This window comes from Achromobacter sp. NPDC058515 (assembly GCF_042721735.1).
In the GTDB taxonomy this organism is placed as follows: Bacteria; Pseudomonadota; Gammaproteobacteria; order Burkholderiales; family Burkholderiaceae_B; genus Achromobacter.
In genome coordinates, this window is record NZ_JBHXNI010000003.1 from 421,710 (window position 1) to 447,827 (window position 26,118).

Genomic DNA, 26,118 nt, shown 5'->3' on the forward strand with positions numbered 1-26,118 from the left:
ACAACTGGGTGTCGTCTCTACGGACAACATCTGTGCCGCCAGGCGCGCCGACGCATGCCGCCGGGGGCGATGATGGGCGCTTGCAATGGCATGGCGCCATGCGGGCGGCTACACAGTATTGGCGATTGAATGGACGGTGGAAAGCTAGTAATTTTCGCGGGAAGGTAAAGATTTCCTTTATCAAATAGCCGAGTCCGCGATGCCATCGATCCGCACGTTGAAGACCTTTCTCGCCGTCTCGCGCTATGGCACCTTCGCGGCGGCGGCCAAGCACATCGGGCTTACGCCGGCGGCGGTCGGCCTGCAGATACGCAGCCTTGAAGAGGACTTGCGATGCCGTCTCATAGACCGCGGCGCGCGCTCGGCGTCGCTGAGCGCGACGGGGCGCAGCATGCTGCCCGAAATCGAGGAAATCGTCAGTCGCTACGAGTCCCTGCCCGCCGTGGCGGAGCTTCCGGGCCTGCAGGGCACGGTGGTCATGGGAGCGCTGGTATCGGCCCTGATGGGCGCATTCTCGGATGCCCTGTGGACGATCAAGCAGCAGCATCCCAGGCTGGACGTGCGCCTGCTGGCCGGCTTTTCCAGCGATTTCACCCATCGCGTCGAAACCGGAGAGCTGGATGCCGCCGCCATCGTCCAGCCGCCCCGCGCCATGTCGAGCGGCCTGGTCTGGACGCCGCTATACAGCGAGCCCATGGTGCTCATCGTGCCCCAGCGCCCGCACTTCGCGCTGGCGTCCGGATCCGACCCCATTCATATCCTGCGGACCGCGCCCTTCCTGCGTTTCGATCACAACGCGTGGACTGGCCTGCTCGTTGAGGAAGTCATCCGGCGCAGCGGCGTGCGCACGCAAGAGAGCATGGAACTGAACTCGGTGGAAACCATCATCGAGCTGGTGCGGCAGGGGCTGGGCGTCTCCATTGTGCCGAAACTGGCCAACGTGGCCTGGGAGCGGGACCAGTCGCTGCGCGTGCTGGACTTCACGAGCATTGACGTTGCGCGGCGGGTCGGCCTGATGGAGCGCAAGCAGCACCGGCGCATGCGCTTCACGGAAGTCATCAAGGACTACTTCGCGCAGGGCGGGCGGCGGGACGACTCCGCGGCGTGACGCCGCGGGCGGTCGCTTCATGCGCATGCGCACGCCCTTTATGTTCAAATTTATTGAAGTAAATAAAGATTGATTGAAAGTAGAAAAATAAATAGACTCTTCTCGAAAGGCGGCGAGAACCGCCAGCCAGGAGAAGACATGTCAGGAGCAGCGCTAGTCACGCAGTCGTTGGCCGATGCCGGCGTCAAGACGATTTTTAGTCTTTCGGGCAACCAGATCATGCCGATCTACGACGCCTGCATCGACGCCGGCATCCGCATCGTCCATGTGCGCCATGAAGCGGCTGCCGTGTACATGGCCGATGCCTGGGCCCAGGTCACGGGGCAGGTCGGCGTGGCGCTCCTGACCGCCGCCCCAGGTCTCGCGAATGGGCTGGCGCCGCTTTATTCGGCCCGGATGGCCGAGAGCCCGGTGCTGCTGCTGTCGGGCGATTCGCCCTTGCAGGCCGATGGCATGGGGGCCTTCCAGGAGCTGGCGCAGACGCAGATCACCCAAGCGCTCGTCAAGCACGCCAGGCGCGCGCGCAAGGCGAGCGAGCTGGGACGGGACGTTGCATGGGCTATCTCGGAAGCGCTGTCCGGCCGCCCCGGCCCCGTGCATGTGGCCTTGCCGTTCGATCTGCTGACGCAGAAGGCCGAGCCGGACCTTGCGGGCGCCATGCCTGCCGAACGCCGCAGCGCGAAGCCCGACGCCCAAAGCGTCGAACTGATAGGCCGCCTGCTCGCCGCGTCCGCCCGTCCGCTGGCGCTGACTGGCCCCGCCAACAACCGGAGCCGCGCGCCTGCGCTGCTGGAACGCTTCAGCCGATCCACCGGCGCGCCGGCCATACCGATGGAGAGCCCGCGCGGCCTGCGCGACCCGTCGCTTGGCGCCCTTGCCGAAAGCTTGAGGCAGGCCGACCTGATCCTGCTGATCGGAAAGATCATCGACTTCACCGTGGACTTCGGCCGCCAGCCTTCGTGGCATCCCGAAGCGAAGGTCGTCGTTGTCGACCCGGACCCGGCCGCGCTGGAACGGGCGCGCCGATTGCTGGGCGACCGCATGGCGGCCGGCGTGTGCGCCGACGCGGATGCAACGCTGGCGGCGCTTGCCGAGGCCGCGCGGCATGCGCCGCGGGAAGACTGGAACGCCGCCGTCGCGCAATCCTGTGCGCTGCGCGACGCGCCCGAAGGCAAATCGGAAAAAATCAGCCCGCGCGCATTGTGCGATGCCGTGCAGCGTGTGCTGGACCAGGCGTCAGACCCCATTCTTGTGTGCGATGGCGGGGAATTCGGCCAGTGGGCGCAAGCGTATTGCACGGCCCCCACGCGCGTCATCAACGGCATGTCGGGGGCGATAGGCGGCGGCATTTGCTATGCCATCGCCGCAAAGATTGCGCGCCCGGACGCCACGGTCGTTTTGCTGATGGGCGACGGCACCGCCGGGTTCCATCTCACGGAGTTCGACACCGCGGCCAGGGAGAACGCCCCGTTCCTGGCGGTGGTCGGCAACGACTACCGCTGGAATGCGGAACACGTCATCCAGGTGCGCGAGTACGGCCCCGACCGCCTGATCGGTTGCACGCTCAGCCCGCATGCGCGCTACGACGCGGCGGCCCAGGCCCTGGGCGCGTTCGGCGCGCAGGTGCTGCACGCGGGCGATCTCGACGCGGCCTTGTCGGGCGCGCTCCAGAGCAATCGGCCGGCGTGCGTCAACGTCGAGATGGACGGCCGCCCGGCGCCTGTCTTTCGCACGGACGGTTCGCCCGCGCCGTCTTCCCATTGATGCCCGGCACGGTATCCCATCAGCAGAGGAAGCCATGGAAACAGATCAAAACGTGTTGACCGTCAAGATTTTCCGGGGCGATGCGACCGGCAACTTCGTCACCTATTCGGTGCCGGCGCGAGAGAACCAGACCGTGCTCGACGTCGTGACGGAAATCCAGCGCCGCCTGGATCCGACGCTGGCCTACCGGTTTTCATGCCGGGTCGGCGTTTGCGGCTCCTGCGCCATGACCGTCAACGGCAAGCCGCGCTGGACCTGCCGCACGCACGTCAGCCGCGTCGCAAAAGACGGCGTCATGGTCATCGAGCCCATGAGGAACATGCCGCGCGTCAAGGACCTGGTGGTCGACATGACCGAGTTCTTCCAAAAGTGGGACAAGGCTGGCGGCCGTTTCGCCGGCACCACCACCCGCGCGGACCGGCCTGCGCGCATAGACCCCGCCAGCCGCAAGCGCAAGCAGGCGGACGCCGCCATCGAGTGCATCAACTGCGGCGTTTGCTATGCCGCGTGCGACGTCGTCGAGTGGGACAAGAATTATCTGGGGCCGGCCGCATTGAACCGCGCATGGACGCTGGTGAACGACGAGCGCCATGCGGGCATCGCCGACGTCATCCGCAAAGCCACCGCGGACGGCGGCTGCAACTCCTGTCATACGCAGGGCAGCTGCATGACGCATTGCCCCGTCGGCCTGAGCCCGACGGGCAGCATCGCCGGCCTGAAGCGCCGGGCGATGCTCCAGGTGCTGAAGGGAGGCTAGGCCATGGACAGAACCTTGTTCGCGCTGCAGCGCCTGACGGCGATGCTGATGGCGCCCTTCGTGCTGGTGCACCTGGGCCTGATCCTGTATGCGGTGCGCGGGGGGCTCAGCGCATCCGAGATTCTCGGCCGCACGCAGGGGAACTGGATCTGGATCCTCTTCTACATGGCCTTCGTCGTGTGCGTGGCCATCCACGCGCCTATCGGCGTGCGCAACGTCCTGATCGAATGGTGCCGCGCAAGCCACCGCGCCGCCAATGGCATCAGCCTGGTGTTCGCGCTGGTGGCGCTGGCCCTGGGCGCGCGCGCCGTCGTTGCTGTCGGAGGGCTCGCGTCATGATCAAGGCCGTCAGGAACCACAAGGGCTATTGGGCGTTCATCGGGCATCGCGTCTCCGGCTTGCTGCTGGCGCTGTTCCTGCCGTTTCATTTTCTGGCGCTGGGCCTGGCGCTGGAAGGGGAGGCCAGGCTGGATCGCTTTCTCAGGTTTTCCGAGCTTCCCCTCGTCAAGTTCGCCGAATGGGGGCTGGTGCTGCTGCTCAGCGTGCACTTCTGCTTCGGCATCCGGCTGCTGGTGCTTGAGTTTCTTCCCTGGCCCTCTTTGCGCGATGCGCGCCTGGGCTGGATCAGCTGGGGGGCGGCGATCTCCGTCGTCGTCGGGGCGGTGTTTCTGACAGGAGTCGTCTGAACCATGCAGATCGAGCGGATTAAAACCGACATCCTCATCCTGGGCTCGGGCGGAGCCGGCCTGTTTGCGGCGCTGCACGCCAAGCAGGCCGACCCCTCGCTGGAAGTCATGGTGACCGTGAAGGGACTGATGGGAAAAAGCGGCTGCACGCGCATGGTCCAGGGCGGCTACAACGTCGCGCTGTCGGCCGGCGACTCGGTCGAGCGCCATTTCATGGATACGATTGCCGGCGGCAAGTGGCTGCCCCGCCAAGACCTGGCATGGCGTCTGGTCGAGGGCGCCATCGAACGCGTGCAGGAACTGGAAAACGAACTGGGCTGCTTCTTTGACCGCAACCCCGATGGCACGCTGCACCAGAAGGCGTTCGCCGGCCAGAGTTTCGACCGCACGGTCCACAAATCGGACCTGACCGGCATCGAGATCATCAACCGCCTGATGGAGCAGGTGCGAGGCGCGGGCGCGCGCGCCATGGAAGACCACCGCGCCATCGAACTGGTGCCCGCGCGCGACGGCTCGGGCATCTCGGGCGTGTTGTTCATTGATATCCGCACCGGCAAATACCGCTTTGTCCAGGCCAAGGCGGTGCTGCTGGCCACGGGCGCCGGACCCACCATGTTTCTCTATCACACGCCGTCCGGCGAGAAGACCTGCGACGGCCTGGCCATGGCCCTGCGCTACGGCTTGAAGCTGCGCGACATGGAAATGGTGCAGTTTCACCCCACGGGCCTGCTTGGCGGTCCCGACACACGCATGACCGGCACGGTGCTTGAAGAAGGCCTGCGCGGCGCGGGCGGCTATCTGCTCAACGGGGCGGGCGAGCGCTTCATGCTGAATTACGACGCGCACGGCGAACGCGCCACCCGGGACGTCGTCAGCCGCGGCATCTACGCCGAGATGCGCGCCGGACGCACCAGCCCGATGGGCGGCGTGTACATCCAGATGAACCACCTGGGGCCGGACAAGGTGCGCAAATCCTTTCCGGGCATGGTGAACCGTTGCGCCGACTGCGGCTTTGACCTGGCCGGCGGCCGCGTCGAGGTCGTGCCGACGGCCCACTACCTGATGGGAGGCGTGGAGTTCGAAGTGGACTGCTCGACCGCGTCGCCAGGCTTGTTCGCCGCCGGCGAGGATTGCGGCGGCGTGCACGGCGCGAATCGCCTGGGCGGCAATGGCGTGGCCAACTCCACCGTTTTCGGCGGCATAGCCGGCGATTCCATGGCGGCCTATATCAGGCGCGGCGACGGCGCCTGGCGCGACCCGGACGAGCGCGCCATCGAGGCGGGCGTGGCGCGGGCCGAGTTTCCCTTTTCGCGTTCGGGCGGCGTGCTCGTGGAGCAACGCGAAGCGCTGTCGAAAACCATGTGGAACGACGTGGGCGTGCTGCGCACGCGAGCCGGCATCGAGCGCGGCCTGGACAAACTGGCCGTTCACCGGGCGGAGCTGGCCGCCACCGGCGTGCGGGACGGGCAGCGCGGCTTCAACCTGACCTGGCATGACTGGCTGAACCTGGACAGCCTCACCACCATCTCGCGCGTCATCGCGACGGCCGCCCTGGCCCGCGAAGACAGCCGCGGCGCGCACTTTCGCGAGGACTTTCCGCAAACCAGCGAACTGCACGCCAGTTGCTACACGCAAGTCCGGGCCGGCGGCGACGGCGATGCGCTGCATCTGGAGATGGTTCCGGTGTCGTTCGATATCGTGCGGCCCGGGGAATCGCTGATCGCCGACGAGGCGGGCGCCCCGCCGCTAGTCACCGCTTGAAAAGGAGCCATCGATGACGATCGCCATCAATCGCATAGAAGAAGCCGCGCTCGAGATCATGACGCGCGCGGCCATCGAGATTCCCGAGGACTACCGCCTCGGGATCAAGAACATGCAGAAGACGGAAACGGGAAAATTGCCGCGCTTTGTGCTGCATGCCATGGTGGACAACTGGGAGGCGGCCGACGCCGACCGCCGCCCCATGTGCGCGGACACCGGATTGCCGCGCTATTACGTCAAGGTGGGCAACAACGCCAGCGTGGAAACCGGATTTGTCGGCGTGGAGCGCGCCTTGCGCGCCGCCACGGCGCAGGCGACCCAGGACGTGCCCTTGCGGCCGAACCGCGTTCATCCGCTATGGCGCACCGACAACAATAATAACGTCGGCATCAACGCGCCCGAAGTCGAATGGACCTTTGAGCCGGACGTCGACTGGATCGACGTCACCACGGTCCACAAGGGCGGACTGTTCGGCACCGACTACCGCATGCTTTTTCCCGGCGACGGCATCGACGGCATCAAGCGTTTTGTCCTCGATACCTTGATCGCGTTCGGCAAGCGCGGCCTGGCCTGCCAGCCGGCCATCGTGGGCGTGGGAATCGGGGGCTCCAAAGACACCTGCATGCAGTTGGGCAAGCAGGCGGCCTGTCTGCGCGCGGTAGGCGACCGCAATCCCGATCCCAGGATTGCCGAGCTGGAACTTGAACTGCAGAAGCTGGGCAACTCGATCGGCATGGGCGCGATGGGATTCATCGGCTCGTCGATGGTGGTCGACTGCCACATCGAGGTCGGACACACGCATACGGGCGGCATGCCGGTAAGCATCCATACGTTCTGCCTTTCTTCACGCCGCGCCACCGCGCGGATCCATGCCGATGGGGCGATCGAATACCGGACTGACCCGCATTGGTTCACCCCCTACATGCGCCGGGAGACAGTCGAATGGTAGACGACCAGAATGACCTGAAGATCTTTCACCTGAATCTGCCGGCCACGCCCGAAGACCTCGCCAAGCTTGAAATCGGCGCAATCGTGTACCTGACGGGCATGGTCTACACCGCGCGTGAAGGCGTCTATCAGAAGGTGCTGGGCGAAGGACTGCCGATGCCGGTGGACCTGCCCGCCGTGAGCAACGTCAATTTCCATTGTTCGCCGGCCGCGGCGCCCGACGCGAGCGGCGGCTACAACGTCGGCGCCGTCACCGCCACGGCCAGCTTTCGATTCTCCAAGTGGATGCCGGACTGGTTCAAGATCAGCGGCACCCGCATCGTCATCGGCAAGGGCGGCATGCCCGCGGAAGATTACGTCAACGTCTTCGTCCCCGCAGGCGCCATTTACCTGACGACGGTAGGGTACGGCACCGGCGCGTTGCTCGGACGCGGAATCAAGCGCGTGCAGGACGTGTTCTGGCTGGACGAGCTGGGCATCGCCCAAGCCATGTGGATGTTCGACGTTGAAGAGTTCGGCCCGTTCATTGTCGAGAGCGACCTGCAGGGCAATTCGCTGTTTGCCCGGCACGGCGAGCAGATCAACGCCGGCATCGAGGCGCTATACGCCGGCCTCAAGCCTCCCGCGCTGCACCGCTATGGCGAAACCGACGACAGGAAAAAGGAAGTGATGTAGCCGCCCCGGCTCCACACCCATCCGCCAACCAGGAAGGCATCCGCGATGACCGTGATCGATTTCAGGCTGAGACCGCCCGTGGCGGGCTTTCTCGATACCTTGATGTACGCCGCCGGCGAACGCCGCGACGGCTTTACGCGTTCGGTCGGCTTTGAGCCCTCCGCCGCCGCGCAGCGCCAGTCCATGGCGCTGCTGCTGAGCGAGATGGACGACGCCGGCGTGGAGCAGGGCGTGGTGGTCGGCCGCTTGGCCGGCGCCCTGGGCAGCGTGCCGAACGCCGACGTGCTGGCCTTGGTCAACGACCACGGCAAGCGCTTCATCGGGGCGGCGTCAATCGACCCGACCTCCCGCCGCCAGGCCTGCGACACCATAGACGCGGCGATCGCCCAGGGGTTCAGGCTCATCAACATCGAGCCGGGCTCCTATCCCATCCCGCTGTATGCGGACGATCGCCGGCTGTATCCGATCTACGCGCACTGCGAGGACCGCGGCGTCCCCATCATTCTCATGGTGGGCGGCACGGCCGGCCCAGACCTCGGCTATTCCGACCCTATCCGCACGGACCGCGTGCTGGCCGACTTTCCCAAATTGAACGTCGTGGTCGCGCATGGCGGCTGGCCTTGGGTCACCGAGATTCTGCATATCGCGTTTCGCCGGCCCAACCTGTACCTGTCGCCCGATATGTACTTCTCGCGCATGCCGGGCTGGGAGGAGTACGTCAAAGCCGCCGATGGCTTCCTGGCGGACCGGATGCTCTACGCCAGCTCCTTTCCCTTCTGCCCGGTCAGGGAATACAAGCAGTGGTTCGAGACCCTGCCCATCCGCCCCGAGAACCTGCGCAAGATCATGGGCGGGAACGCCCGGCGCCTGCTCAACCTGTAACGCAAGCGATCGGGGCCGGGGCCTGACTAAAATGCCCGTAGAAACGCCAAGGGCGGGCGCAGCCGCGCGTCCGCGGCAACCTGGCAACTCGAAGGACAACAATGGATGTAAAAACGCTCTACACCCTGGTGGCGGTCGCTGATCGCGGCAGCTTTGGAGAGGCAGGCAAGGTGATCGGCCTGTCGCTCTCCGCGGTCAGCATGCAGATGGGAGCGCTGGAAGAGGAGCTCGGCATTGTCCTCTTCGACCGCAGCCGCCGTCCGCCCGTCCTGACGCCCAGCGGCCTGAGCCTGATTCACCGCGCGCGGGACCTCATCGCGCACTGGGAGAGCCTGAGCGAATCCCTCAAGCGGGAAGCGGCCGGGGGCGTGCTCAAGCTGGGCGCCGTGCATACGTCGGTGTCCGGCCTGCTGCCGCTGGCTCTCAAGCGGCTCCAGCAGCAGGGGCAGGGCATCGAGATCCGTCTTACCGTGGGCCTGACGCATGAGCTGGAAATGGCGGTCTATCATCGCCAGATCGATGTCGCGCTGGTGACCGAGCCGGAAGTCTGCCGGGGCGAGCTTGAATTCACGCCATTTTTCGACGAACCGTTCGTGGTCATCGCGCACAAGTCCGCCGTCGGCGCCACCGACCAGGAAGTCCTGGAAAACAACCCCTATGTGCGGTTCAACCGGCTTGCCCGCGTTGCCCGCATCATCAATGACGAGATCGAGCGCCGCGGCCTGCGGGTGGAATCCACGATGGAAATCGACTCGCTCGACGGCGTGGTGGCGATGGTGGCCAACGGCCTGGGCGTGTCGGTCGTGCCCGCCCGCGGCGTCACGAATGAATTTCCCGCGTCGATCCGCATGCTGCCCTTCGGCGACCCGCCGCTGACCCGCCGCCTTGGCATCCTGGTTCCGCGCGACAACCCTCGCACGCATTTTTCGCAGGCGCTGCTCGACGCGCTGCGAGAGGTGGCCAACCCCGCCAAGACGCGCGCGGCGCTGCCGCCCAAGCCTCGCGGCAAAGCGCCCGCGGCCAAGGCGCGCCGCGCCTGACTGGTGTTGCCCTCCGGCGGCGCGCTTTAGCCATGAAAGATGCGAATCCCAGGATGCGCATATTGAATGCAGGGGTTTGAGGATATTGAATTAGCATCCAAAAACACGGCTGCTACTCTTTCCTGGACGGGGAATACTCATGGCGCGACTTATCCATTACGCGGCGGCGTGCACCAAGGCACTTAGCGACGGCGATCCGGGTTCCCGTCTCTTTCAGCGGCGCGGCGACGAGGTTTTCGCCAACCCCGCGGTCGGGCGCCACGCCGGCAAGGGCGGTCAGCCGAAAGCGCAGGGCAAACTGGCGACTTTCGAGGACTACGCCAGCCTGCAGGCGCATCTTGAGGTCGCGGCCGAGGCGGGCAGGGACCCCCAGGACGTGCTGAAGGAGCATGGCCTGACCGTTTATGAATTTTCCCAGGAAACGCGCCCCTGGGTAGAGGCGATGGCCCGCGCGGCCGGCGGCGAAGGCGGCTTCGAACGCATGAGCCGCATACGCGAGCAATTCGACGCGCAATATCGCCAGCGCTACGGGCTGGCGGCCAAGGAAGCGCGGTAAGCCCGCGCCTTTGAGGCCAGGCCTGGTGAATCACCACCCCATGGCATAGGCAGGGCGCCTGGGGTCGGCCCCGGCCCAGCGGATGCCTGTGTTCAGGTCGTGGCGGACGGCGCACATGGCTCCCGCGCGCCAGTTCCGGCCGCGCCACCATTGCACCGCATGGCCCATTGACACGAGGGCGTCGCCGACCCGCTGGTCGATGAGATCTTCGATCATCAGCCGGCCTGGCTGCGCGTTGTGCGGCTCGAACGACGAAGGAAAGCTGAACGACGCGAACCGCGGCGCTTCGATGGCTTGTTGCAGGTCCATGCCGAATACCTCCACGTTCAGGAAAGTCTGCAGCATCGCCTGGCACTGGACGTCGCCTCCCGGCGTGCCAAAGGGCATGACATAGCCGTCCGGGCGAATGGCCAACGAGGGATTGGGCGTCAGGCGCGGGCGGCGGTGCGGGCCGATTTCGCACGGATGGCCGGCGACGGCCCAGGATTGGCTCCCGCGGCCGGATGCGCACAGGCCGGTGCCCGGTATGACCGGCGTGTTGTAGGAGCCGTCGCTGGGCGTCGCGGAGAAGGCGTTGCCGTGCTTATCGACGACCGCGACGTATGAGGTGTCCAGGCGAGGATCCGTCCGCGACTTGTCCTCGGCCCGGGCCGGGCGCGGGCCTGTCGGGTCGGCGTTGTGTCGCGCGCCGGCGTCAGGCATGTCCGGTCCCGCGCGATCCGCCCGTATCAGCGCCAGGCGTTGCGCCGCGTAGGCTTGCGACAGCAAGGTGTCGGCGTCGATCGAGCGATGGCGAGGGTCTCCGTAGTGAAATTCCCTGTCCGCGAAGGCGAGCTTTATCGCCTCGGTAAGCAGGTGGATGTAGGCCGCCGAGTTGTGTCCCAGGCTCTTGATGTCGCGGGACGACACGATGTTCAGCATTTGCAGCAAGGCCGGGCCCTGGCACCAGAATCCGCAGCTGTAGAGATGCGTGCCGCGAAACTCCGTAGTCAATGCCTGTTCGACTTCCACGGAAAAATGCCGCAGGTCGTCGTGGGTGAGCAGCCCGCCTTCCTGCTTGTGATAGTCGACGATGCGTTTCGCGATATCGCCCTGGTAGAAGGCGCGGCGGGCAGCGGCGAGCCCCGCTTGCCGTCCCCGGGAACGATGCGCGCTTTCCTCGTCGGCCATGTACTGGATGGTGTCGGCAAGATCGGCTTGCCGGAATATGGAGCCGGCCGCGGGCGGCCTGCCTCCCGGCAGGTAGATGGCCGCGCTCGAGGCCCAGCGCCGGTAGCTGGCTTCATGTTCGGCAATGACCTCGGCCATGAGGGGATACATGACGAACCCTTCCCTGGCAAGGCGGATGGCGGCACTGGCGACATCGCCGAATCCCATCGTGCCGAATCGTTCAAGCGCGGTTATCCAGGCGTCCGGCGCGGCGGGGATGACGGTGCGCAGCACCCCGGCGGGAATGGCGCCGCGATGCTTGCCGAGAAACATGTCCAGGCTGGCCGCCCGGGGCCAATAGCCCAGGCCCGAAATGCTCCAGACGCGGCGCGTGTCGGCCAGATAGACGAGGCAGGGCGCGACGCCGCCGAAATTCACGATGTCGCTCTGCACCACGCCCAAGGCTATGCCGGCCGCCACGCCTGCGTCGATGGCGTTGCCCCCGGCCTGCAGGATCTCCATGCCTGCGTTGGCGGCCAGATAGTGGCCGGCCGAGATCATGTGATTCAGCCCGGCCAGGGTGGGGCGCATCGCCAATGGAGCGCTACCCGCGGTCAGGTCTTCAGGAGTCGGTGACGAGGTCATGGTTGCGCGGCTCCGGTCATTGCGGCGTTACGCCAAGGCGCTCGGTGACCTGCTTCCATCTGGCATATTCGGCGCCGATGAACTGTGCGAACTCTGCAGGCGTGGTGCCGCGGATCTGCACGTCGCGCTCGGCCATCACGGCGCGCATTTCAGGCGTATCGAGGCTGGTGCGCGTGGCGCGGTAAAGGGTGTCGATGATGTCGGCAGGCGTGCCCTGGGGCGCAAGGATTCCGTACCAGGAGCCGCCGACGAGCTGCGGGAATCCCGCTTCCTTCGCGGTGGGAATGTCAGGGGCCTGTTCAAGGCGCTTTTCGTCCAGCACCGCCAGGGCCTTGAGCTTTCCCTGGCGGATCAGGGGCAGGGTGGTGCCGGGCGTGTCGAGCGTGTACTGCACCTGCCCGCCCATCAGGTCGTTCAGCAGCGCCGCGCTGCCCCGGTAGGCCACGGCGGTGGTTTGAATTCCGGCGTCCATGTTCAGGAGTTCGCAGAAGAAGTAGTTTGCGGTGCTGTTGCCCGGGGACGCGTAGTTCACCTGGCCGGGATGCGCGCGGGCGTATTCGACCAGCTCACCCAGGGTGTTCGGCGCAAAGGCCGGGTGGGCGACCAGCATGAACGGGCCGTTGCCCACGAGCGTGATGGGGGTCAGGTCGTTCACCGGGTCGTACTGCAGGCCCTTCATGGTCAATGGGGCTCCGGTAAGCGGCGAGGCGGTCGAGAACAACAGCGTGTAGCCATCGGGAGCCGAACGCACGACCTGCTGCGTGGCGATCGTGCCGCTGGCTCCCGGTCTGTTCTCAACCACGACCTGCTGACCCAGCACCTTGGAAAGCTGCAGCGCAAGAAGACGCGCCACGGTGTCGGTGCCTCCTCCCGGCGGATAGCCCAGCAGCAGGCGTATCGGCCGGGCGGGCCAGGCGTCCGCGGCTGCGGCGCAAGGCGCGGCGGCCAGCGCACCCGCGCCTATCCCGATCAGCGCCAGCAAACGGCCAAGCGCAAGCCGGCGCGAAAATGTTTGGCGAGGCAATGCGATCCTGGTCATCAAGTGCCCTCCCGATGCGCTACTGGGGCGCGACGCCTGCCGCCGCCGCTGTCTTGCGCATGAATTCCGTCTCTTCGACGATCCGTTTTGCCAGAACGGCGCTGCCGCCCGTGCCCGGCTCATATCCCAGCTCCCGCAGGCGCGCCTGCGTCTGCGGCAGTGCGCGTACGCGCTGCACCGCAGCGACCAGTTTCTCCACGACGGGCGCGGGGGTTCCGGCCGGCGCGAACACGGCGTTCCAGACCGGAAATACGCAACCCGGCACGCCGGCCTCGACGCACGTCGGCACGTCGGGCAGGCCCGCCAGCCTGTTTGGGCCCAGCACCGCCAGCGCCCGCAGTTTGCCGCTATTGACCAGCGACGCGGTCTCGACCGTGCCTAGCGAGAAATCGATCTGGCCCGCCAGCAAGTCCGCGATGGCAGGTGCGCCGCCCTTATAGGGCACGTGCAGGAACTGCACATTGGCAAGCGATTCCAGCATGGCGGTTGCCAGGTGCACCGCGCCGCCCTGCCCGGTGGAGCCATAGCTGACCTTTTGCGGATGGGCGCGCGCGTACGCGAGCAGCTCCTGCAAGGTTTGCACCGGCAATTTGGGGTTCACCATCAGCACATACGAGGTCGTGCCGATCAAGGCGATGGGCTGGAAATCCTTGACCGGGTCGTAAGGCATTTGCTTGTAGACGACCGGCGCCGTCGTATGGGTCGAGCCGGAACCCAGCAGCATGGTGTAGCCGTCGGGTGCGCTGCGCGCGACGGCGGTGGCGCCGATCGTGCTGCCGGCGCCGACGCGGTTTTCAACCACGATGCTCTGGCCCAGCTCGTCCTGCATGCCTCGCGCCATCATTCTGCCCAAGGTGTCCGCCGTGGCGCCAGCCGAGAAGGGAACCACCATCTTGAGCGGGTGGGCGGGAAACGACTGCGCCTGTGCGGCGCCGCAAGTCGCGGCGAGAGCGGCGGCGATGCCGGCCCATCGGCCCATCATCTTGCGCGTATGGCTTTGCTTCATGTCGTATCCTTCAAACGCCGCGCATGGGCTGCAATGGCAGGACAATATGAGAGGCGCGCAATCCGTCGACGAAGACGGTCTGGTGCGCGACCCGCGTGTGGGTGTGCGCGCCTGGCGGTTCGCCCGTGTTGGGGTTGACGTCATATTCGGGAAAGCTGGCGCTTGAAATATCAAGGCGGAGCCGGTGTCCCGGCTTGAACACATTGCTGGTCGGGTTCAGTTCGATATTGATCTCATAGGGCCTGCCGGGCTCCAGCAATTCCCCGATAGCCCGGTCATCGCGGTAGCGCATGCGCAGGATGCCTTCCGAAATCAACAGCGCAACCTCGTCATCCGATGCGGAGCCGGCAGGATAGACATCGATGAGCTTCGCGGTGAAATCCGTGTCCGGTGCGGATGACGCCACCCAAAGCCTGACGCTCAGCGGGCCCGTGACTTCCATCGCCTGTTCGAGGGGATCGGTCTGGAACACCAGCACGTCGTCGCGTTCGGCCAGCGGCCGGTCGCTGCCCCGGCAAGCCGAAAACGCCGGGTTGCACCGCTGGTCGCGGGGGCCGGGCAGGATGAAGGCGGGGAATGTCTCGCTTTGCAGGCTCGTGGCGCCGATGCCGGGGCAGGGGTCGTTCGGATCGAAGCGGTACGTGAAGGGCGGGGCCGTTGCCGGCCCGCGCGTCGGGCGCAGCGCGCCATCCTGCTGCAGGTAGTAGGGCGTGGGCGCCGTGCCGGGCAATGGCCATTGCGACGACGCGCGCCATTCGCCTCCGTGGAATACCCGCCCTTCGGGGGTTCTGTGTCCGTCGCCCAGTCCCATGACGAAGTACCGCAGGACGGGCGCGTCGTCGGGGCCCGGGTCATCGCGCACGTAACGGTCCAGCCACGCGAGCCAGACGGCGTTGATGGGCCCTTGTTGCGCCGCCATCGGGCCAAACTCCGCTTCCCCCGCATAGGTTTGTTCCAGCATGCCCGGGCCGTGGACCCAGGGGCCCACGATGAGTTTGACCGGCCGGGCGCTTCTGCGGCCGAGTTCGGCAAGCTTGTCGAAGTTCGCGTTGGCATGGTGGGCGAACCACCCCGACACCATGAGGATGGCGACGTCGGTCGGATACTCGTCCCAGCGTCCTTCCAGGCGCACGGTGGGGTTATGCCAATAGGGCGTGTCGTCCGAGGTCTGGAGCATCGTGAAGTACACGTCCTCATACGCGGGCGCCAATGCCAGCGGCGAGGCGCCGCGCGCAAGCGGCAATTCGTCGATCCAGCGCTCGGGCCGGTTGCGCATGGCCAGCAACGCCTCGCGCACGGCGGGGTCGCCGGTCGCCTCGCGGCTTTGCAGCCCGTGCTCGATGGCCCAAGGCAATGCCACGCCAACATTGAATGCCCCGTGATAGCGGAACATCCGCTGCCGGTAATTGGTGCCGGCATCGCGCAGCACCTGTGCCCGCAGGCCTTGCGGGTGGTGCAGCGCCAGCGCCTGCTGGTTGGCGGCGCTGAAGGAACCGCCGACGGTGCCCAGGCGTCCGTCGCACCAGGGCTGCGCCGCGACCCATTGCCAGGTATCGATGCCGTCGACCCCCTCGTCGGGGACATTGGTCATCATATGGAACTGGCCTTGCGAGTCTCCCCGGCCGCGCACGTCCTGAATGACGAAGACGTATCCGGCGCCGGCGGCGGCCTTGGCAAACTGGCGAAACCGGTCGCTCTGGCGGCCGTATGGCGTGCGCTCGATGAGCACGGCGACGGGTTCATCCGTCAATCGCCGCGCGCGGCCGGGCGCATAGAGGTCCGCGGCAAGAAGGGTCCCGTCGCGCATCGTGATCGTCACGCCCTCGAACCGGCAGACGTCGTCGTTGATCCATTCGACGGCTTGCGCCTCAAGCCGGAGCCAGGGCGATGCGTCGGGGGAAAGGCTTGCGGGAGTCGGTGTGGCTGTCATCGTGGCAATGGGCTCGGGGAGGCAGGAACTGCGAGGACAACGGCTAGGGCCATTCGGCATGTTGTGTATCGCGCCTAATACCGTCAAGCGATATTTGGCGACGATTCAATAACCATTTGGTTATAAAATTCCGGGCATGCAGTCCATGTGATCGCTCATGCAGATCGGACCCCGCCATGACCATTTCTTCGCGCATTTCGACGCATCTGAAGTTTCGCCACATACGCTTCATGCTGACCCTGGCCGAGACCCGCAGCATGGCCCGCACGGCCCTGCGCCTGTCGATCAGCTATCCGGCCGTCGTCAAGACGCGGCAGGAAATCGAAGACGTGATCGGGGCGCGCCTGCTGGACGGGCGCGGCGACGACACGACGCTGACCGAGGTTGGCGCATCGCTGGTGCGCGCATGCGCGCGGATTTCGGCTGAGCTGGATTGCGCCGGCGAAGAAATCACCGCGCTGCGGGATGGGCTGAAGGGCCATGTGCTCGTGGGCCTGCGCGTGCGCGATGCCCTGCGCTGGTTCGCTCCGGTGGCGGTCGCCTTCCGCAAGCGCTATCCGGGCATCTCGCTGTCGCTGGTCGACGGCTTGCACCAGGATATCGCCGAGGGCCGCGTGGACCTGGGACTGGCTCGCATCGGTCCGGCGCGCAAGGCGGACGAGCTTGAGTTCGCGCCTTTGTTTCCCATCCGCTCCGTCATCGTCGGAAGCGGCATCTTTGCGGCGGCATCGTCCGGCGGCATGCCGTGGCCCGAGATGGTCTCGGGAAGCTGGTGCCTGCCTCCGCTGAACACGCCGCTGCGCGACCGCTTCGACGACTTTCTGAACAACCGGAACCTGCCGAAGCCGAAGGACGTGATCGAGGTCAGCGACATCACCGCGCAAGTCGAGATTCTGCGCGCCGGCCCGTTCTTCGGCATCACCTCGCAAGATATCGGCCGGGAATTGCAGCGCACGAAGATCGCGCGGATCGTGGCCAATGTGCCGGAACTGGACGACGATATTGCGCTGATCTGGCGCGCAAAAGCCCGGCTGCATCCCGCGGTGTTCCAGTTGAAGCAGTTCATCCTGGAGCAGATCGATGCGCCAAGGGCAGGGCCCCGGTAGCCGGCGCCCCTGCGGGCGCGCTTCAGACCGGCATTCCTGGCGGCTTGGCGCCTTCCATCCGCATCAGTTTTTCAGGGCTGATGTCGCATAGCCGGTTCAGCCCCAGCATTCCCATGTTGCGGTGGACTTCGCTGGTCAACAGGTCTATGGCGTGCCGGACTCCCGGCTCGCCGGCCACCGCCGCGGCATAGTTGAACGGGCGGCCTATGAACACGAACGCCGCGCCCAGCGCCAGGGCCTTCAGCACATCGGTGCCGCGCCTGAAGCCGCTGTCTATCATCACGGGCATGGCGCCGACCGCCGCGGCGATGCCGGGCAGCACGCGCAGAGGCGACACCGTGCCGTCGAGCTGGCGGCCGCCGTGATTGGAGACCACGATGCCGTCGGCGCCGTTGGCCTGCGCCAGCAAGGCGTCCTCTATGCACATCACGCCTTTTATGATCAGCCGGCCACCCCATTGCTGGCGCACCTGATGCACGTGCGACCAGGTCAGATGGTCGCGGCCCCCGAAGTCCCGGGCCACGTTGCGCGCCAGTATCGGGGCGCCGCGCTGGGCGTAATTGTTCTCGAAATGCGGCATGCCATGGCGAAGCAGGGTGCGCATCGCGGTGCCGGCCAGCCACCGGGGATGGGATACGCCGTCCCACAACAATCGCAGGGACGGGCGCAGCGGCGTCGAGAACCCCGCCCGGATATTGTGCTCGCGGTTCGCGAGGATCTGCGAATCCACGGTAAGAACCAGCGTCTTGAATCCCGAGGCGGCGATGCGGCTGACCAGCTCCGAAATGCGGGCGGGCTCTCCTGGCAGGTAGGCCTGAAACCAGGTGTCCGGGCATTGCGCGGCGATCTCCTCCATGCGGATCAGCGAAGAGCCGCTCATCATCATCGGCACGTTTGCCTCGCGCGCGGCGCTGGCCTGCACAAGGTCGCCCCGGTACGCCGACAGCGCGCTGATTCCCATCGGCGCAATGCCGAAAGGCGCGGAATACTCGTGCCCGAACAGGGTCAGGGCGGTGCTGCGCCGCGACACGTCGGTGACATTGCGCGGGATGAAACCGATCTCGTCGAAGACGTTCCGGTTTTCGCGCAGTGTCGCGCCGTTTTCGACGGCGCCGGCGATGTAGCCGAATATCGGCTTGGGCAGGTGCCGGCGCGCGGCCTGCTCGAAGTCGTCCAGGGAGAGGATGCGGCGGAGCTTTCGGTTCACGATGTTCAGGCAGGCAGGACGTTGCGGGCGCGAAGCGAGGCGTCGATCCAGGTTTCGTCGTAGGTGCCGTCCGCGATGGCCGCGAACGTTGCAGCCTCGACGGCCATCTTCTTGCGCGACGCTTCGGCCAGCGCGGGGGCGTCTTCCGGCCGCACGAACACCACGCCGTCGTCGTCGCCGATCACGATGTCGCCCGGGTGCACGACGACGCCGCTGATGGATACGGGAACGTTGATCTCTCCGGGCCCTTCCTTGAACGGACCGCGATGGCACACGCCGCGCGCATAGCAGGGGAAGCTGTCATTGCGATAGGCGGCGATGTCGCGGACCGCGCCGTCTATGACCAGTCCGGCGAACCCCCGTTTCTGCGCCACGCGCTTCATGATTTCCCCGACCAGTCCGCGGTCAAGGCAGCCGTCGCCGTCCACGACCAGCACGTCGCCGGGCCTGCCTATTTGCAGGGCCTTGTGGATCATCAGGTTGTCGCCGCTGCGCACCCTTACCGTCAGCGCAGGGCCCAGCAAGGATACGTTGGGGCGATGGTACGGATGCAGCCCCCATGTGCCGGTGACCCGGTTCATGTTGTCGCTGACGATGGATGCGGGAATGTCCTTGAACAAGGCGATCAGCGCCGGATCGGTGCTGACGTGCGCAAGGATGCGGAACCCGGGTTGCTGCATGGCGAATCTCCTGTCGGCGAGGCGTGTTGAGCGCCTTACTTTAGGGACTTGGGCGGTATGAATAAAGTGATATATTGCGCTGATTATTGATCGCCAAAAGCGATGATATGACCTTCAAACAGATAGAGGCGTTTTACTGGGCCGCCACGCTGGCCAGCTTTTCATTGGCGGCGGAGCGGCTTCATTTGTCGCAGTCATCCCTGTCCAAGCGCCTGGCCGAACTTGAAGCGCAGCTGGGCAAGCCCTTGTTTGACCGCTCCGGCCATCGCGCCATCCTGACCACCGCGGGCCAGACCTTCCTGCCCTTGGCCCGCAAGCTGTTGTGCACCGTCGACGAGGTCAGGGAAGCGATGGCCGATACCCCTGTCGTGAAAGGAGTGTGCCGCTTCGGCATGGGGGAATTGGCCGCCTTGAGTTGGCTGCCGAAGTTTGTCGCCCGCGCGCGCCAGCTGTATCCGGAACTGGTGCTGGAGCCTCGCATCGACATGGGACGCGTGCTGGAAGAAAAGGTGGAAAGCGGCGAACTGGATTTCGCGGTGGTCGCCGGCACGTCCAGGCGCGGCGCCATCACCAGTCATGCAATCCGCGATGTCAGTTTCCTATGGGGCGCAGCGCCGGTGCTGGTGGGCGCCCGCCGCCTGATCACCTCGGAACTGCTTGCCGAAGTGGCGGTCATCACCATGCCCAGCGACGCGGGCTCCGCGCGCGAATTCGACAATTGGCTGATCAGGAACGAGCTTGAAGTGGACCGCCGGCTGGAATGCAACAATCTGGCCGCCATTGCGGGAATGGTTGTCGCCGGCGTCGGGATAAGCTTCTTGCCGGAGGCCTGGGTCAGGCAGCTGTCCGCGCGCGGCGACGTGGTCGCCATGGAGTGCCGGCCGCCCCTGTCGCCCTTGTCGTATTCGTTTCAAGCCAGGCGCGATGATATCCGGCCCCTGGTGCGCCAGATGAGGCAGCTGGTCAGCGAGGTCGCCGACTTCGGCCTGCCCAATCTCATGCTCTAGGCGCGGCATTGCTTGGCGCCGCGCCGGACAGTTCGGCGACCAGGCCGCCAAGCGCGCACCAGTCCAGGTTGCCCTCATCCCGATTGCACAGGATGTCCAGAAGCTGGGCCGCCAGGCCCGCGACCGGCATGAAGACGCCGCCCTCGCGTCCGCTGTCGAGCGCAAGCCGCAGATCCTTGCGCATCAGCGCGGCGCGAAAGCCGGGCTGGAAGTTGCCCGCGAGGATTCTGGGGCCATGCTTTTCCAGGGAGAAGCTCTGCGCGGCGCCGCCCAGGAGCACCTCCCGGACCCGGGCGGGATCCACGCCTTGGCGCGCGGCCAGCGCCAGCGCTTCGGCAACGCCCAGCAAGGCTGCCGAGACGGCGATCTGGTTGCAGGACTTGGTGACCTGGCCCGTGCCCGCCGCGCCCATGTAAACGGCGCGCGAAGTCAATGCCGAGAAGACGCTGGAGCAGGCTTCAAACGCCTGGAAATCGCCGCCGACCATGCAGCTCAGCGTCCCGTCGGCGGCGCCTTGCTGCCCGCCGCTGACCGGGGCGTCTAGAAAGGCTATTCCCTGCGCGGCCAGCCTGTCGGCGATGCGCCTCGCGGCATCGGCCGAAATGGTGCTGGTGTCGATGACGCAGGCGCCTGCTTGCAGGGTCGAAGCCAGTCCCTCGGATCCGAAGAGCACTTCCTCGACCGCGGCCGTATCGGGCAGGCTCAGCACCACGACACGGCTGCGCTCGCCAAGCTGGGCAAGCGTGCCGGCAAATGCTCCCGCCGCGCGCAGGGCCGCGGTCTTTTCAGGATGCAGGTTGTGGACGCTCAGCGGGAAGCCTTTGCGCAACAGGCAGCCGGCCATGCCCAAGCCCATTACGCCCAGTCCGACAAAGCCTACCGGCGTGTGCACGCCTGCCTGGGCAATTGCGTTTTCGCTCATTATTGAATCGCCTTCTTGATCGCTTCGAAGCTGTCGTTGATCTCGCGTTGAAACGACGGGCCGTCCGCATACGAGATGCTGAGCCCGGAGGACTTCGCATACTGCTGGAACTCCGGCGATTGCATCGCCTCATGGAACGTCTCGAACAACCATTGATAGGCGTTGTCGGGCAGTCCCTTCGGCGCCAGCAATCCCTTCATGTTGTCCACCGCGACCGGATAGCCCAGTTCCGTCATCGTGGGCACATCCGGATAGGCATCGACCCGCGAGTTCGAGAAAATCGCGATCGGGCGCAGCCGTCCCCCAGCCACCAGTCCCTGCACTTCTTCCGGCGCGCCGAAGGCCATGTCGATCTGGCCGCCCGCCAGCGCCGCCATCGATTCCGCCGCGCCCTTGTACGGCACGTGCAGCAGCTTGATGGCGCTGATCTTCTCCAGTATCAATGCGGTGGAATGGAAAATTCCGCCATGGCCGGTCGATCCGTACGAAAGCGTCTCGGGGGCGGCCTTGGCCGCCGCGAGCAAGGCGGGCATGTCGGCGTAAGGGGAGTCCGCGCGCACGACCAGCACGCTGGGAAGGCGGGCCACCTTGATGATGGCCCGAAAAGAGCTGCGGGGGTCGTAGCTCAATTGCTGGTGATTGCCGAGAGACGTGGTTTCACTGCCGCCGCCCACGAAGAGCGTATAGCCGTCGGGGGCCGTCTGCGCGACGATCTGCGCAGCCACCGCGCCGGCGGCGCCTGGCTTGTTCATGACGACCACCGGCACTGGCGATTTGTGCCTGGCCGCCGAGGCCAGGTTGCGGGCGATCTGGTCGGCGGAGCCGCCCGCCGCAAATCCGACCAGAATCGTTATCGGCTTTTCCGGCGCCCAAGCCGCGGGCGTGGCCGCCGCCGCGCGTACGAGAGCGGGGGAAAGGGCCAGGCCCACGAGCGAGCCCAGTCTTTGCAGCGTGCGTCGCCTGCCCGGAAGTTGATGGTCCCGCGGTGGATTGAGTCCGCCCATTTTGTTGTCTCCTTTGCGCCGGCTTTTTTGTTTTGGTGGCGCAAGCAAGGATGCTGGCGCGTGGAAATCAAGCGGCAATGTGTGGCGAATGTACGCGGGAGACAGGGCAATTCAAAGCGATAAAAAGTGCGTCGTGCGAATCGCTTTTTTAGATGGATCCGGCATGCGCGCTGCAGGTTCTCCTACACCTCAGGAAAAGTCAGCCTTTCATAATTACGAACGGCTGAGATCAGCCCTTTAATAATGTTCTTATATTTCGCTGCGGGTGCAGTCCGTAAATTCTTCTTCTCCAACAAGCGCGCGCTCCCTCGTCGTCGCAGTGCGCGCCTTATCCATCAACCCAGAAGAGGACTGCGCTGCGTGCCGCGGGCACCGGCAAGAACACGCCATGAAGAAAATTCACTCCCCCGTCAAGCAAGCAGCCGCCCAACCGCGGACAGCCGGATCAAGAAAAACCGCACGCCTGCGCGGGAAATCCTGCCGGGTGCGCCATGCCGCGCTGGCGGCCGTTACCGCGCTGGCCGGCATCGAGACAATCGGCCCGTCGTCGACTGCACAAGCGGCCGGGGCGGGTTTGCAGCTCTGTGATACCGAGACGTCAAGCGGGGCAGCATTTGGCACTGTGCCGGGCGCCAGCACCAGTCTGAATTGCGGCGCCGTCCCCGGCCTGGCGTTTTCCCTGAACACCGCGGGAGCTGACAACGGGGGAGGGGGCTACAGCGCGTCAACCGCGCGCATTTCGGCTTACGTCAACGGCACCCTGGAGCTGTTGGCGGCGGAAGGTATTTCCATGTTGGGCGTCGTTCAAATGAACGACAACAAAATCACGCAACTCCGTGCGGGGGATCTTACCGCGAGCAGTAAGGATGCGGTCGTTGGTTCGCAGCTGTTCATAACGAATCAGGACGTGACCACGAATGCCACGGCCATCATGAACCTGAATTCGGCGCTGGAAGCAGGCACGGCGGGCCTAGTGCTTCAGGACGCGACGTCCAAGCGCATCACGGTGGCGAAAGATCTGGACGGCGTCATTGTTGATATGACGGGTAGCGACGGCGCGCGCACGCTGGCGGGCGTCGAGGCCGGTACGCTGAGCGCCGCCAGCCAGGATGCGGTCAATGGCTCTCAGCTGTACGCGACCAACGCCATCGTGTCGATCAACACCACGGCAATTGCCGGCCTGGATGTCCGCGTGGCGGGCAACACCTCGTCCATCACGGCGCTGGATGGCCGCGTGACGCAGAACACGGGCGACATTGCGGACCTGGCGCAATCGTTGAACAACGACGAGTCGGGCCTGGTGCTTCAGGACGCGACCACCAAGCGCATTACCGTGGCCAAGGACCTGGACGGCGATGTGGTTGACCTGACGGGCAGCGATGGCGCACGCACGCTGGCCGGCGTCGAGGCCGGGGCGCTTAGCGTCTCCAGCCAGGATGCGGTCAATGGTGCGCAGCTGTACGCGACCAACGAGAATGTCCTGGCCAACACCGTCGCGCTGAACACGCTCGACGGACTGGTGGCGCAGAACACGACGAATCTGAACAATCTGACGGCCAGCATCAATAGCGGCGGGCTGGGCATGGTCATGCAGGATGCCGACACGCGCAAGCTGACCGTGGGGCAGGACGCGGACGGCGATCTTGTCGATATCGCCGGCACGGACGGGGCGCGCCAGCTGACGGGCGTGGCCGACGGCACGATTGCCGCGGGCAGCTTGTACGCGGTCAACGGCGCGCAGCTTCATGCCATGGGCACGTCCTTTGCCGGCTGGCTGGGCGGCGGCGCCTCCGTCAACGCGGACGGTTCGATGTCGGCGCCCTCCTTCAGCGTGGGCGGAGTGGCGTACAACTCCGTGGGCGGCGCCGTGGAGGGCCTGGACAACCGCGTGACCGAGGTGCAATCGACGGTCGACGACATCCAGGACCAGATGAACAACGGCCAGGCCGGTCTGGTCAGGCAGGATTCCCCGGATGGCGCCGTTACGGTCGCCGGGCACTCGGGCGGCAATCTCGTCGACATGTCAGGCACGGACGGCGCGCGCAGGATCACCGGCGTGGAGGACGGCGACATTTCTTCCGGCAGCACGGATGCCGTGAACGGCGGCCAGCTCTACGAGCTGTCCCAGCAGATCGGCGAGGCGGCCGCGATGGGCGACTACGTCAAGGCCGATGGCGCGGGCGATGGGAGCGATGCCGCCTTCGTTGAAGCAGGCGCCAAGGGCGTGGCCACGGGCGCGAACGCTTCGGTGACCGCGGACTATGGCGTGGCGATCGGTTCGAATGCTGCCGCGACGGCGGCCAGCAGCGTTGCGCTGGGCGCCGGTTCGGTGGCGGATCGCGCAAACTCCGTGTCCATGGGCTCAAAGGGTGCGGAGCGCCAAGTGACCAATGTGGCGGCGGGCACGCAGCAGACCGATGCGGTGAACGTCGGCCAGTTGGTTCCGGTCGTCGCCGGCCTGGGCGGCGGGGCGGGCATAGACGAGGCCACGGGCGCCGTGACCGGCCCGTCATACGTGCTGGACGGCCAGACCTATGGCAATGTGGGCGACGCGCTGAGCTCTCTGGACGGCAATGTGCAGACCAATCGCGAAGGCTTGAGCCGACTGGACAGCCGTCTGGACCAGACCAATCGCGCAGTGGCCAACGTGGCGCGCAACGCGTATTCCGGGATCGCCGCGACCACGGCGTTGACCATGGTTCCCGAGGTCGACCAGGGCAAGAACTTCGCATTGGGCATGGGTATGTCCACGTACCGGGGCTATCAGGCCATCGCGCTGGGCGCATCCGCGCGCGTGAACGACCGGGTCAGGCTGAAGGCCGGCGTGGGGGTGAGTTCAGGCGGCGCGACGGCCGGCGTGGGCGCATCCATGCAGTGGTAGGCAGGCCTCGCGTGGATTTCGGGCCGGGGATGCGCGCGCGCTAATCCTCCTCAGGCGAGGGGAACTGGACGACATAGCGCAGCCGCCGCAGGAATGCGCTGTCCAGGCTGGATTTCTGCTTGGCGTTCAGCACCGTCAGGCCCGGATAGGACTCGATGCGCTGCAGCAGGTAGCCGACCTCGATATTGGCGTAGCGGTCATGGCTGTCCCTTACCTCCGAACGCTTGCCAAAGAGCGCGTCCGCTTCGTCGAAGATCAGGATGGCGCCGCTGTCCTCGGCGGCCTCGAACAGGCGGCGCAGGTTCTTCTCGGTTTCGCCGATGTGCCTGCTGACGACCGCCGACAGGTCGACGCGGTACAGGTCCAGCCCCGCTTCGCGAGCCAGCGCCTCCGCGGCCAGGGTCTTGCCGGTGCCGCCTTCTCCGCTGAACAGCGCGGCCAGGCCCTGGCCGCGCGAAGGCGCCGCGGCCGCTCTGCTTTCCGGGCGAACCCGATGACGCTGGCGCAGCTGGGCGGCTAGCTTGCGCAACACCGCAAGCTGGGATTCGGGCAGCGGCAGATCGTCCAGGCTTGCCATGGGCGCAAGGCGCTGGGCCATGCCGCCGAGCCGGCCGCGGTCCGTCTGGGCGCCGTCCTCCTCATCCTCCCACCCGTCGTTTTCAAGCTTGATGCTCTGGATGGCGACAACAGTGGCATTGGCGTCCAGGTCGGGTAAAGCGTGGTACGCCGACACCCGGCAGCCGAGCACCTTGCAGGCCTGCACCCGCCGGCCGGCTTCGTCATAGGTCTCGATGACAATGTCCTTGCGCAATTCCTGGGATGCCTTGTTGGCCCACTGCTCGAATTCGCGGTCATGCGTGACGCCGCGCTCCAGCGTAATGGTTTGGCGTCCGGCTGCGCCGGCGTCGAGCTTGGGCGGGGTCATCCTGCTGGCGCCGGCGACGTGGCGGCCATGCCATTTCACGCGGAACTTGAAGTTCTTGTACGGATCGGAGCGCTGCGGGTTGACAGTGGACTGCGCCATGGCGATCTCCTGGTGACAGGGGCCTGCACGACTGTTTGATGCGGTTATAGAAGGTATGCCGGGGCCGATCAATCGCTTTTTCGGGGCATTAACGTTCTGTTTCCCAAGCAGGCTTACTTCGGCCGGGGCCGCGCGGCAATTGAACAGTCGGCCCGGCAGGCGTATAACCCGTAGCGACGGCGTCCCGGAATACTCCGGATGGCGGATCGTCGCGGGGGGCCGGGGGGGGGCGCGCCCCCAAAAGGGGGGGGGTTGGGGGGGGGGTGCCCCCAGTGGGGGGTGGAATACATGGCGCAAAAAATGGGGGGGGCCCCCGGGCGGGGCCCCCCCCCCCCGCGGGG

22 protein-coding genes and 1 pseudogene are annotated in these 26,118 nt (G+C 66.0%); 14 read left to right on the forward strand and 9 right to left on the reverse strand.

Features of this window, described 5'->3' with window-relative positions; translation table 11 throughout:
- Positions 1-199 precede the first annotated feature (199 nt).
- From ACFWP0_RS07855 to ACFWP0_RS07905, 11 genes and pseudogenes are all read left to right on the forward strand, one after another.
- A complete protein-coding gene (locus ACFWP0_RS07855) occupies positions 200-1,108 on the forward strand; it encodes a LysR family transcriptional regulator (RefSeq protein ID WP_377840977.1) in 909 nt (302 codons plus the stop codon).
- Positions 1,109-1,246: 138 nt separating this feature from the next.
- Positions 1,247-2,872: a thiamine pyrophosphate-binding protein gene (locus ACFWP0_RS07860; protein WP_377840978.1), complete on the forward strand. Its 1,626-nt coding sequence runs from the start codon at positions 1,247-1,249 to the stop codon at positions 2,870-2,872.
- Between the two features lie 34 nt (positions 2,873-2,906).
- On the forward strand, positions 2,907-3,629 hold the full coding sequence (locus ACFWP0_RS07865) for a succinate dehydrogenase/fumarate reductase iron-sulfur subunit (protein WP_377840980.1): 723 nt from the start codon (positions 2,907-2,909) through the stop codon (positions 3,627-3,629).
- A gap of 3 nt (positions 3,630-3,632) precedes the next feature.
- On the forward strand, positions 3,633-3,968 hold the full coding sequence (locus ACFWP0_RS07870) for a succinate dehydrogenase (RefSeq protein ID WP_377840981.1): 336 nt from the start codon (positions 3,633-3,635) through the stop codon (positions 3,966-3,968).
- Complete coding sequence (sdhC, locus tag ACFWP0_RS07875) at positions 3,968-4,315, forward strand: succinate dehydrogenase, cytochrome b556 subunit (RefSeq protein ID WP_377841188.1); 348 nt, start codon at positions 3,968-3,970, stop codon at positions 4,313-4,315. The genes ACFWP0_RS07870 and sdhC overlap by 1 nt, the downstream gene beginning before the upstream one ends.
- A 3-nt stretch (positions 4,316-4,318) precedes the next feature.
- On the forward strand, positions 4,319-6,076 hold the full coding sequence (locus ACFWP0_RS07880; protein WP_377840982.1) for an L-aspartate oxidase: 1,758 nt from the start codon (positions 4,319-4,321) through the stop codon (positions 6,074-6,076).
- A 13-nt stretch (positions 6,077-6,089) separates the two neighbouring features.
- Positions 6,090-7,025, forward strand: coding sequence for a fumarate hydratase (locus ACFWP0_RS07885; RefSeq protein ID WP_377840984.1), 936 nt, complete (start codon positions 6,090-6,092; stop codon positions 7,023-7,025).
- On the forward strand, positions 7,019-7,699 hold the full coding sequence (locus ACFWP0_RS07890) for a fumarate hydratase C-terminal domain-containing protein (RefSeq protein WP_377840986.1): 681 nt from the start codon (positions 7,019-7,021) through the stop codon (positions 7,697-7,699). Before ACFWP0_RS07885 ends, ACFWP0_RS07890 begins: the two co-directional genes overlap by 7 nt.
- 24 nt (positions 7,700-7,723) lie before the next feature.
- Positions 7,724-8,581: pseudogene (locus tag ACFWP0_RS07895) on the forward strand (amidohydrolase family protein); the annotation flags it as partial.
- A gap of 101 nt (positions 8,582-8,682) precedes the next feature.
- The gene (locus ACFWP0_RS07900; RefSeq protein WP_377840988.1) at positions 8,683-9,621 is read left to right on the forward strand and encodes a LysR family transcriptional regulator; all 939 of its coding nucleotides are present in this window, start codon (positions 8,683-8,685) and stop codon (positions 9,619-9,621) included.
- Positions 9,622-9,760: 139 nt separating this feature from the next.
- Positions 9,761-10,177: a hypothetical protein gene (locus ACFWP0_RS07905; protein WP_377840990.1), complete on the forward strand. Its 417-nt coding sequence runs from the start codon at positions 9,761-9,763 to the stop codon at positions 10,175-10,177.
- A 30-nt stretch (positions 10,178-10,207) separates the two neighbouring features.
- Here the strand turns inward: ACFWP0_RS07905 and ACFWP0_RS07910 are convergent, their stop codons facing one another.
- From ACFWP0_RS07910 to ACFWP0_RS07925, 4 genes are read right to left on the reverse strand one after another with little or no spacing between them, the layout of a single operon-like run.
- Positions 10,208-11,971: a gamma-glutamyltransferase family protein gene (locus ACFWP0_RS07910; RefSeq protein ID WP_377840992.1), complete on the reverse strand. Its 1,764-nt coding sequence runs from the start codon at positions 11,969-11,971 to the stop codon at positions 10,208-10,210.
- Between the two features lie 16 nt (positions 11,972-11,987).
- Positions 11,988-13,010: a Bug family tripartite tricarboxylate transporter substrate binding protein gene (locus tag ACFWP0_RS07915; protein ID WP_377840993.1), complete on the reverse strand. Its 1,023-nt coding sequence runs from the start codon at positions 13,008-13,010 to the stop codon at positions 11,988-11,990.
- A gap of 19 nt (positions 13,011-13,029) precedes the next feature.
- Positions 13,030-14,016 (reverse strand): Bug family tripartite tricarboxylate transporter substrate binding protein, encoded by a 987-nt coding sequence (locus ACFWP0_RS07920; RefSeq protein WP_377840994.1) that lies wholly within the window; start codon positions 14,014-14,016, stop codon positions 13,030-13,032.
- Between the two features lie 10 nt (positions 14,017-14,026).
- Positions 14,027-15,946, reverse strand: a complete 1,920-nt coding sequence (locus ACFWP0_RS07925) for a CocE/NonD family hydrolase (RefSeq protein WP_377840996.1) — start codon at positions 15,944-15,946, stop codon at positions 14,027-14,029.
- 176 nt (positions 15,947-16,122) lie between these two features.
- Here ACFWP0_RS07925 and ACFWP0_RS07930 point away from each other — a divergent pair, with 176 nt between their 5' ends.
- Positions 16,123-17,052 (forward strand): LysR family transcriptional regulator, encoded by a 930-nt coding sequence (locus ACFWP0_RS07930; RefSeq protein ID WP_377840997.1) that lies wholly within the window; start codon positions 16,123-16,125, stop codon positions 17,050-17,052.
- 22 nt (positions 17,053-17,074) lie between these two features.
- Here the strand turns inward: ACFWP0_RS07930 and ACFWP0_RS07935 are convergent, their stop codons facing one another.
- Both ACFWP0_RS07935 and ACFWP0_RS07940 read right to left on the reverse strand, forming a co-directional pair.
- Positions 17,075-18,268 (reverse strand): alpha-hydroxy acid oxidase, encoded by a 1,194-nt coding sequence (locus tag ACFWP0_RS07935; RefSeq protein WP_377841189.1) that lies wholly within the window; start codon positions 18,266-18,268, stop codon positions 17,075-17,077.
- Positions 18,265-18,939: an RraA family protein gene (locus tag ACFWP0_RS07940; protein ID WP_377840999.1), complete on the reverse strand. Its 675-nt coding sequence runs from the start codon at positions 18,937-18,939 to the stop codon at positions 18,265-18,267. The genes ACFWP0_RS07935 and ACFWP0_RS07940 overlap by 4 nt, the downstream gene beginning before the upstream one ends.
- Positions 18,940-19,046: 107 nt before the next feature.
- Here ACFWP0_RS07940 and ACFWP0_RS07945 point away from each other — a divergent pair, with 107 nt between their 5' ends.
- Positions 19,047-19,946 carry a LysR family transcriptional regulator gene (locus ACFWP0_RS07945; RefSeq protein WP_377841000.1) on the forward strand — a complete coding sequence of 300 codons (900 nt, stop codon included), beginning with the start codon at positions 19,047-19,049 and terminating at the stop codon, positions 19,944-19,946.
- Here ACFWP0_RS07945 and ACFWP0_RS07950 read toward each other — a convergent pair.
- Entirely contained in the window at positions 19,936-20,868 is a 933-nt protein-coding gene (locus ACFWP0_RS07950) for an NAD(P)-dependent oxidoreductase (protein ID WP_377841002.1), read from the reverse strand. The two genes, ACFWP0_RS07945 and ACFWP0_RS07950, sit on opposite strands and share 11 nt — an antisense overlap.
- Positions 20,868-21,950 carry a Bug family tripartite tricarboxylate transporter substrate binding protein gene (locus ACFWP0_RS07955; protein ID WP_377841003.1) on the reverse strand — a complete coding sequence of 361 codons (1,083 nt, stop codon included), beginning with the start codon at positions 21,948-21,950 and terminating at the stop codon, positions 20,868-20,870. The genes ACFWP0_RS07950 and ACFWP0_RS07955 overlap by 1 nt, the downstream gene beginning before the upstream one ends.
- A gap of 730 nt (positions 21,951-22,680) precedes the next feature.
- Between ACFWP0_RS07955 and ACFWP0_RS07960 the strand changes: the two genes are divergently transcribed.
- Positions 22,681-24,753, forward strand: coding sequence for a YadA family autotransporter adhesin (locus tag ACFWP0_RS07960; RefSeq protein WP_377841005.1), 2,073 nt, complete (start codon positions 22,681-22,683; stop codon positions 24,751-24,753).
- Between the two features lie 40 nt (positions 24,754-24,793).
- Here ACFWP0_RS07960 and ACFWP0_RS07965 read toward each other — a convergent pair whose 3' ends face one another.
- Positions 24,794-25,777: an AAA family ATPase gene (locus ACFWP0_RS07965; protein WP_377841006.1), complete on the reverse strand. Its 984-nt coding sequence runs from the start codon at positions 25,775-25,777 to the stop codon at positions 24,794-24,796.
- Positions 25,778-26,118: the final 341 nt, after the last annotated feature.

Excerpts from the sequence above, each read along its gene's own strand:
- ACFWP0_RS07865 (WP_377840980.1), top strand. The coding sequence starts at position 2,907 with ATGGAAACAGATCAAAACGTGTTGACCGTCAAGATTTTCCGGGGCGAT.
- ACFWP0_RS07900 (WP_377840988.1), top strand. The coding sequence starts at position 8,683 with ATGGATGTAAAAACGCTCTACACCCTGGTGGCGGTCGCTGATCGCGGC.
- ACFWP0_RS07945 (WP_377841000.1), top strand. The coding sequence starts at position 19,047 with ATGACCTTCAAACAGATAGAGGCGTTTTACTGGGCCGCCACGCTGGCC.
- ACFWP0_RS07950 (WP_377841002.1), bottom strand. The coding sequence starts at position 20,868 with ATGAGCGAAAACGCAATTGCCCAGGCAGGCGTGCACACGCCGGTAGGC.
- ACFWP0_RS07960 (WP_377841005.1), top strand. The coding sequence starts at position 22,681 with ATGAACGACAACAAAATCACGCAACTCCGTGCGGGGGATCTTACCGCG.
- ACFWP0_RS07855 (WP_377840977.1), top strand. The coding sequence starts at position 200 with ATGCCATCGATCCGCACGTTGAAGACCTTTCTCGCCGTCTCGCGCTAT.
- ACFWP0_RS07905 (WP_377840990.1), top strand. The coding sequence starts at position 9,761 with ATGGCGCGACTTATCCATTACGCGGCGGCGTGCACCAAGGCACTTAGC.
- ACFWP0_RS07870 (WP_377840981.1), top strand. The coding sequence starts at position 3,633 with ATGGACAGAACCTTGTTCGCGCTGCAGCGCCTGACGGCGATGCTGATG.
- ACFWP0_RS07880 (WP_377840982.1), top strand. The coding sequence starts at position 4,319 with ATGCAGATCGAGCGGATTAAAACCGACATCCTCATCCTGGGCTCGGGC.
- ACFWP0_RS07885 (WP_377840984.1), top strand. The coding sequence starts at position 6,090 with ATGACGATCGCCATCAATCGCATAGAAGAAGCCGCGCTCGAGATCATG.
- ACFWP0_RS07890 (WP_377840986.1), top strand. The coding sequence starts at position 7,019 with ATGGTAGACGACCAGAATGACCTGAAGATCTTTCACCTGAATCTGCCG.
- ACFWP0_RS07860 (WP_377840978.1), top strand. The coding sequence starts at position 1,247 with ATGTCAGGAGCAGCGCTAGTCACGCAGTCGTTGGCCGATGCCGGCGTC.
- ACFWP0_RS07910 (WP_377840992.1), bottom strand. The coding sequence starts at position 11,971 with ATGACCTCGTCACCGACTCCTGAAGACCTGACCGCGGGTAGCGCTCCA.
- ACFWP0_RS07965 (WP_377841006.1), bottom strand. The coding sequence starts at position 25,777 with ATGGCGCAGTCCACTGTCAACCCGCAGCGCTCCGATCCGTACAAGAAC.
- ACFWP0_RS07930 (WP_377840997.1), top strand. The coding sequence starts at position 16,123 with ATGACCATTTCTTCGCGCATTTCGACGCATCTGAAGTTTCGCCACATA.
- ACFWP0_RS07925 (WP_377840996.1), bottom strand. The coding sequence starts at position 15,946 with ATGACAGCCACACCGACTCCCGCAAGCCTTTCCCCCGACGCATCGCCC.
- ACFWP0_RS07940 (WP_377840999.1), bottom strand. The coding sequence starts at position 18,939 with ATGCAGCAACCCGGGTTCCGCATCCTTGCGCACGTCAGCACCGATCCG.
- ACFWP0_RS07920 (WP_377840994.1), bottom strand. The coding sequence starts at position 14,016 with ATGAAGCAAAGCCATACGCGCAAGATGATGGGCCGATGGGCCGGCATC.
- ACFWP0_RS07915 (WP_377840993.1), bottom strand. The coding sequence starts at position 13,010 with ATGACCAGGATCGCATTGCCTCGCCAAACATTTTCGCGCCGGCTTGCG.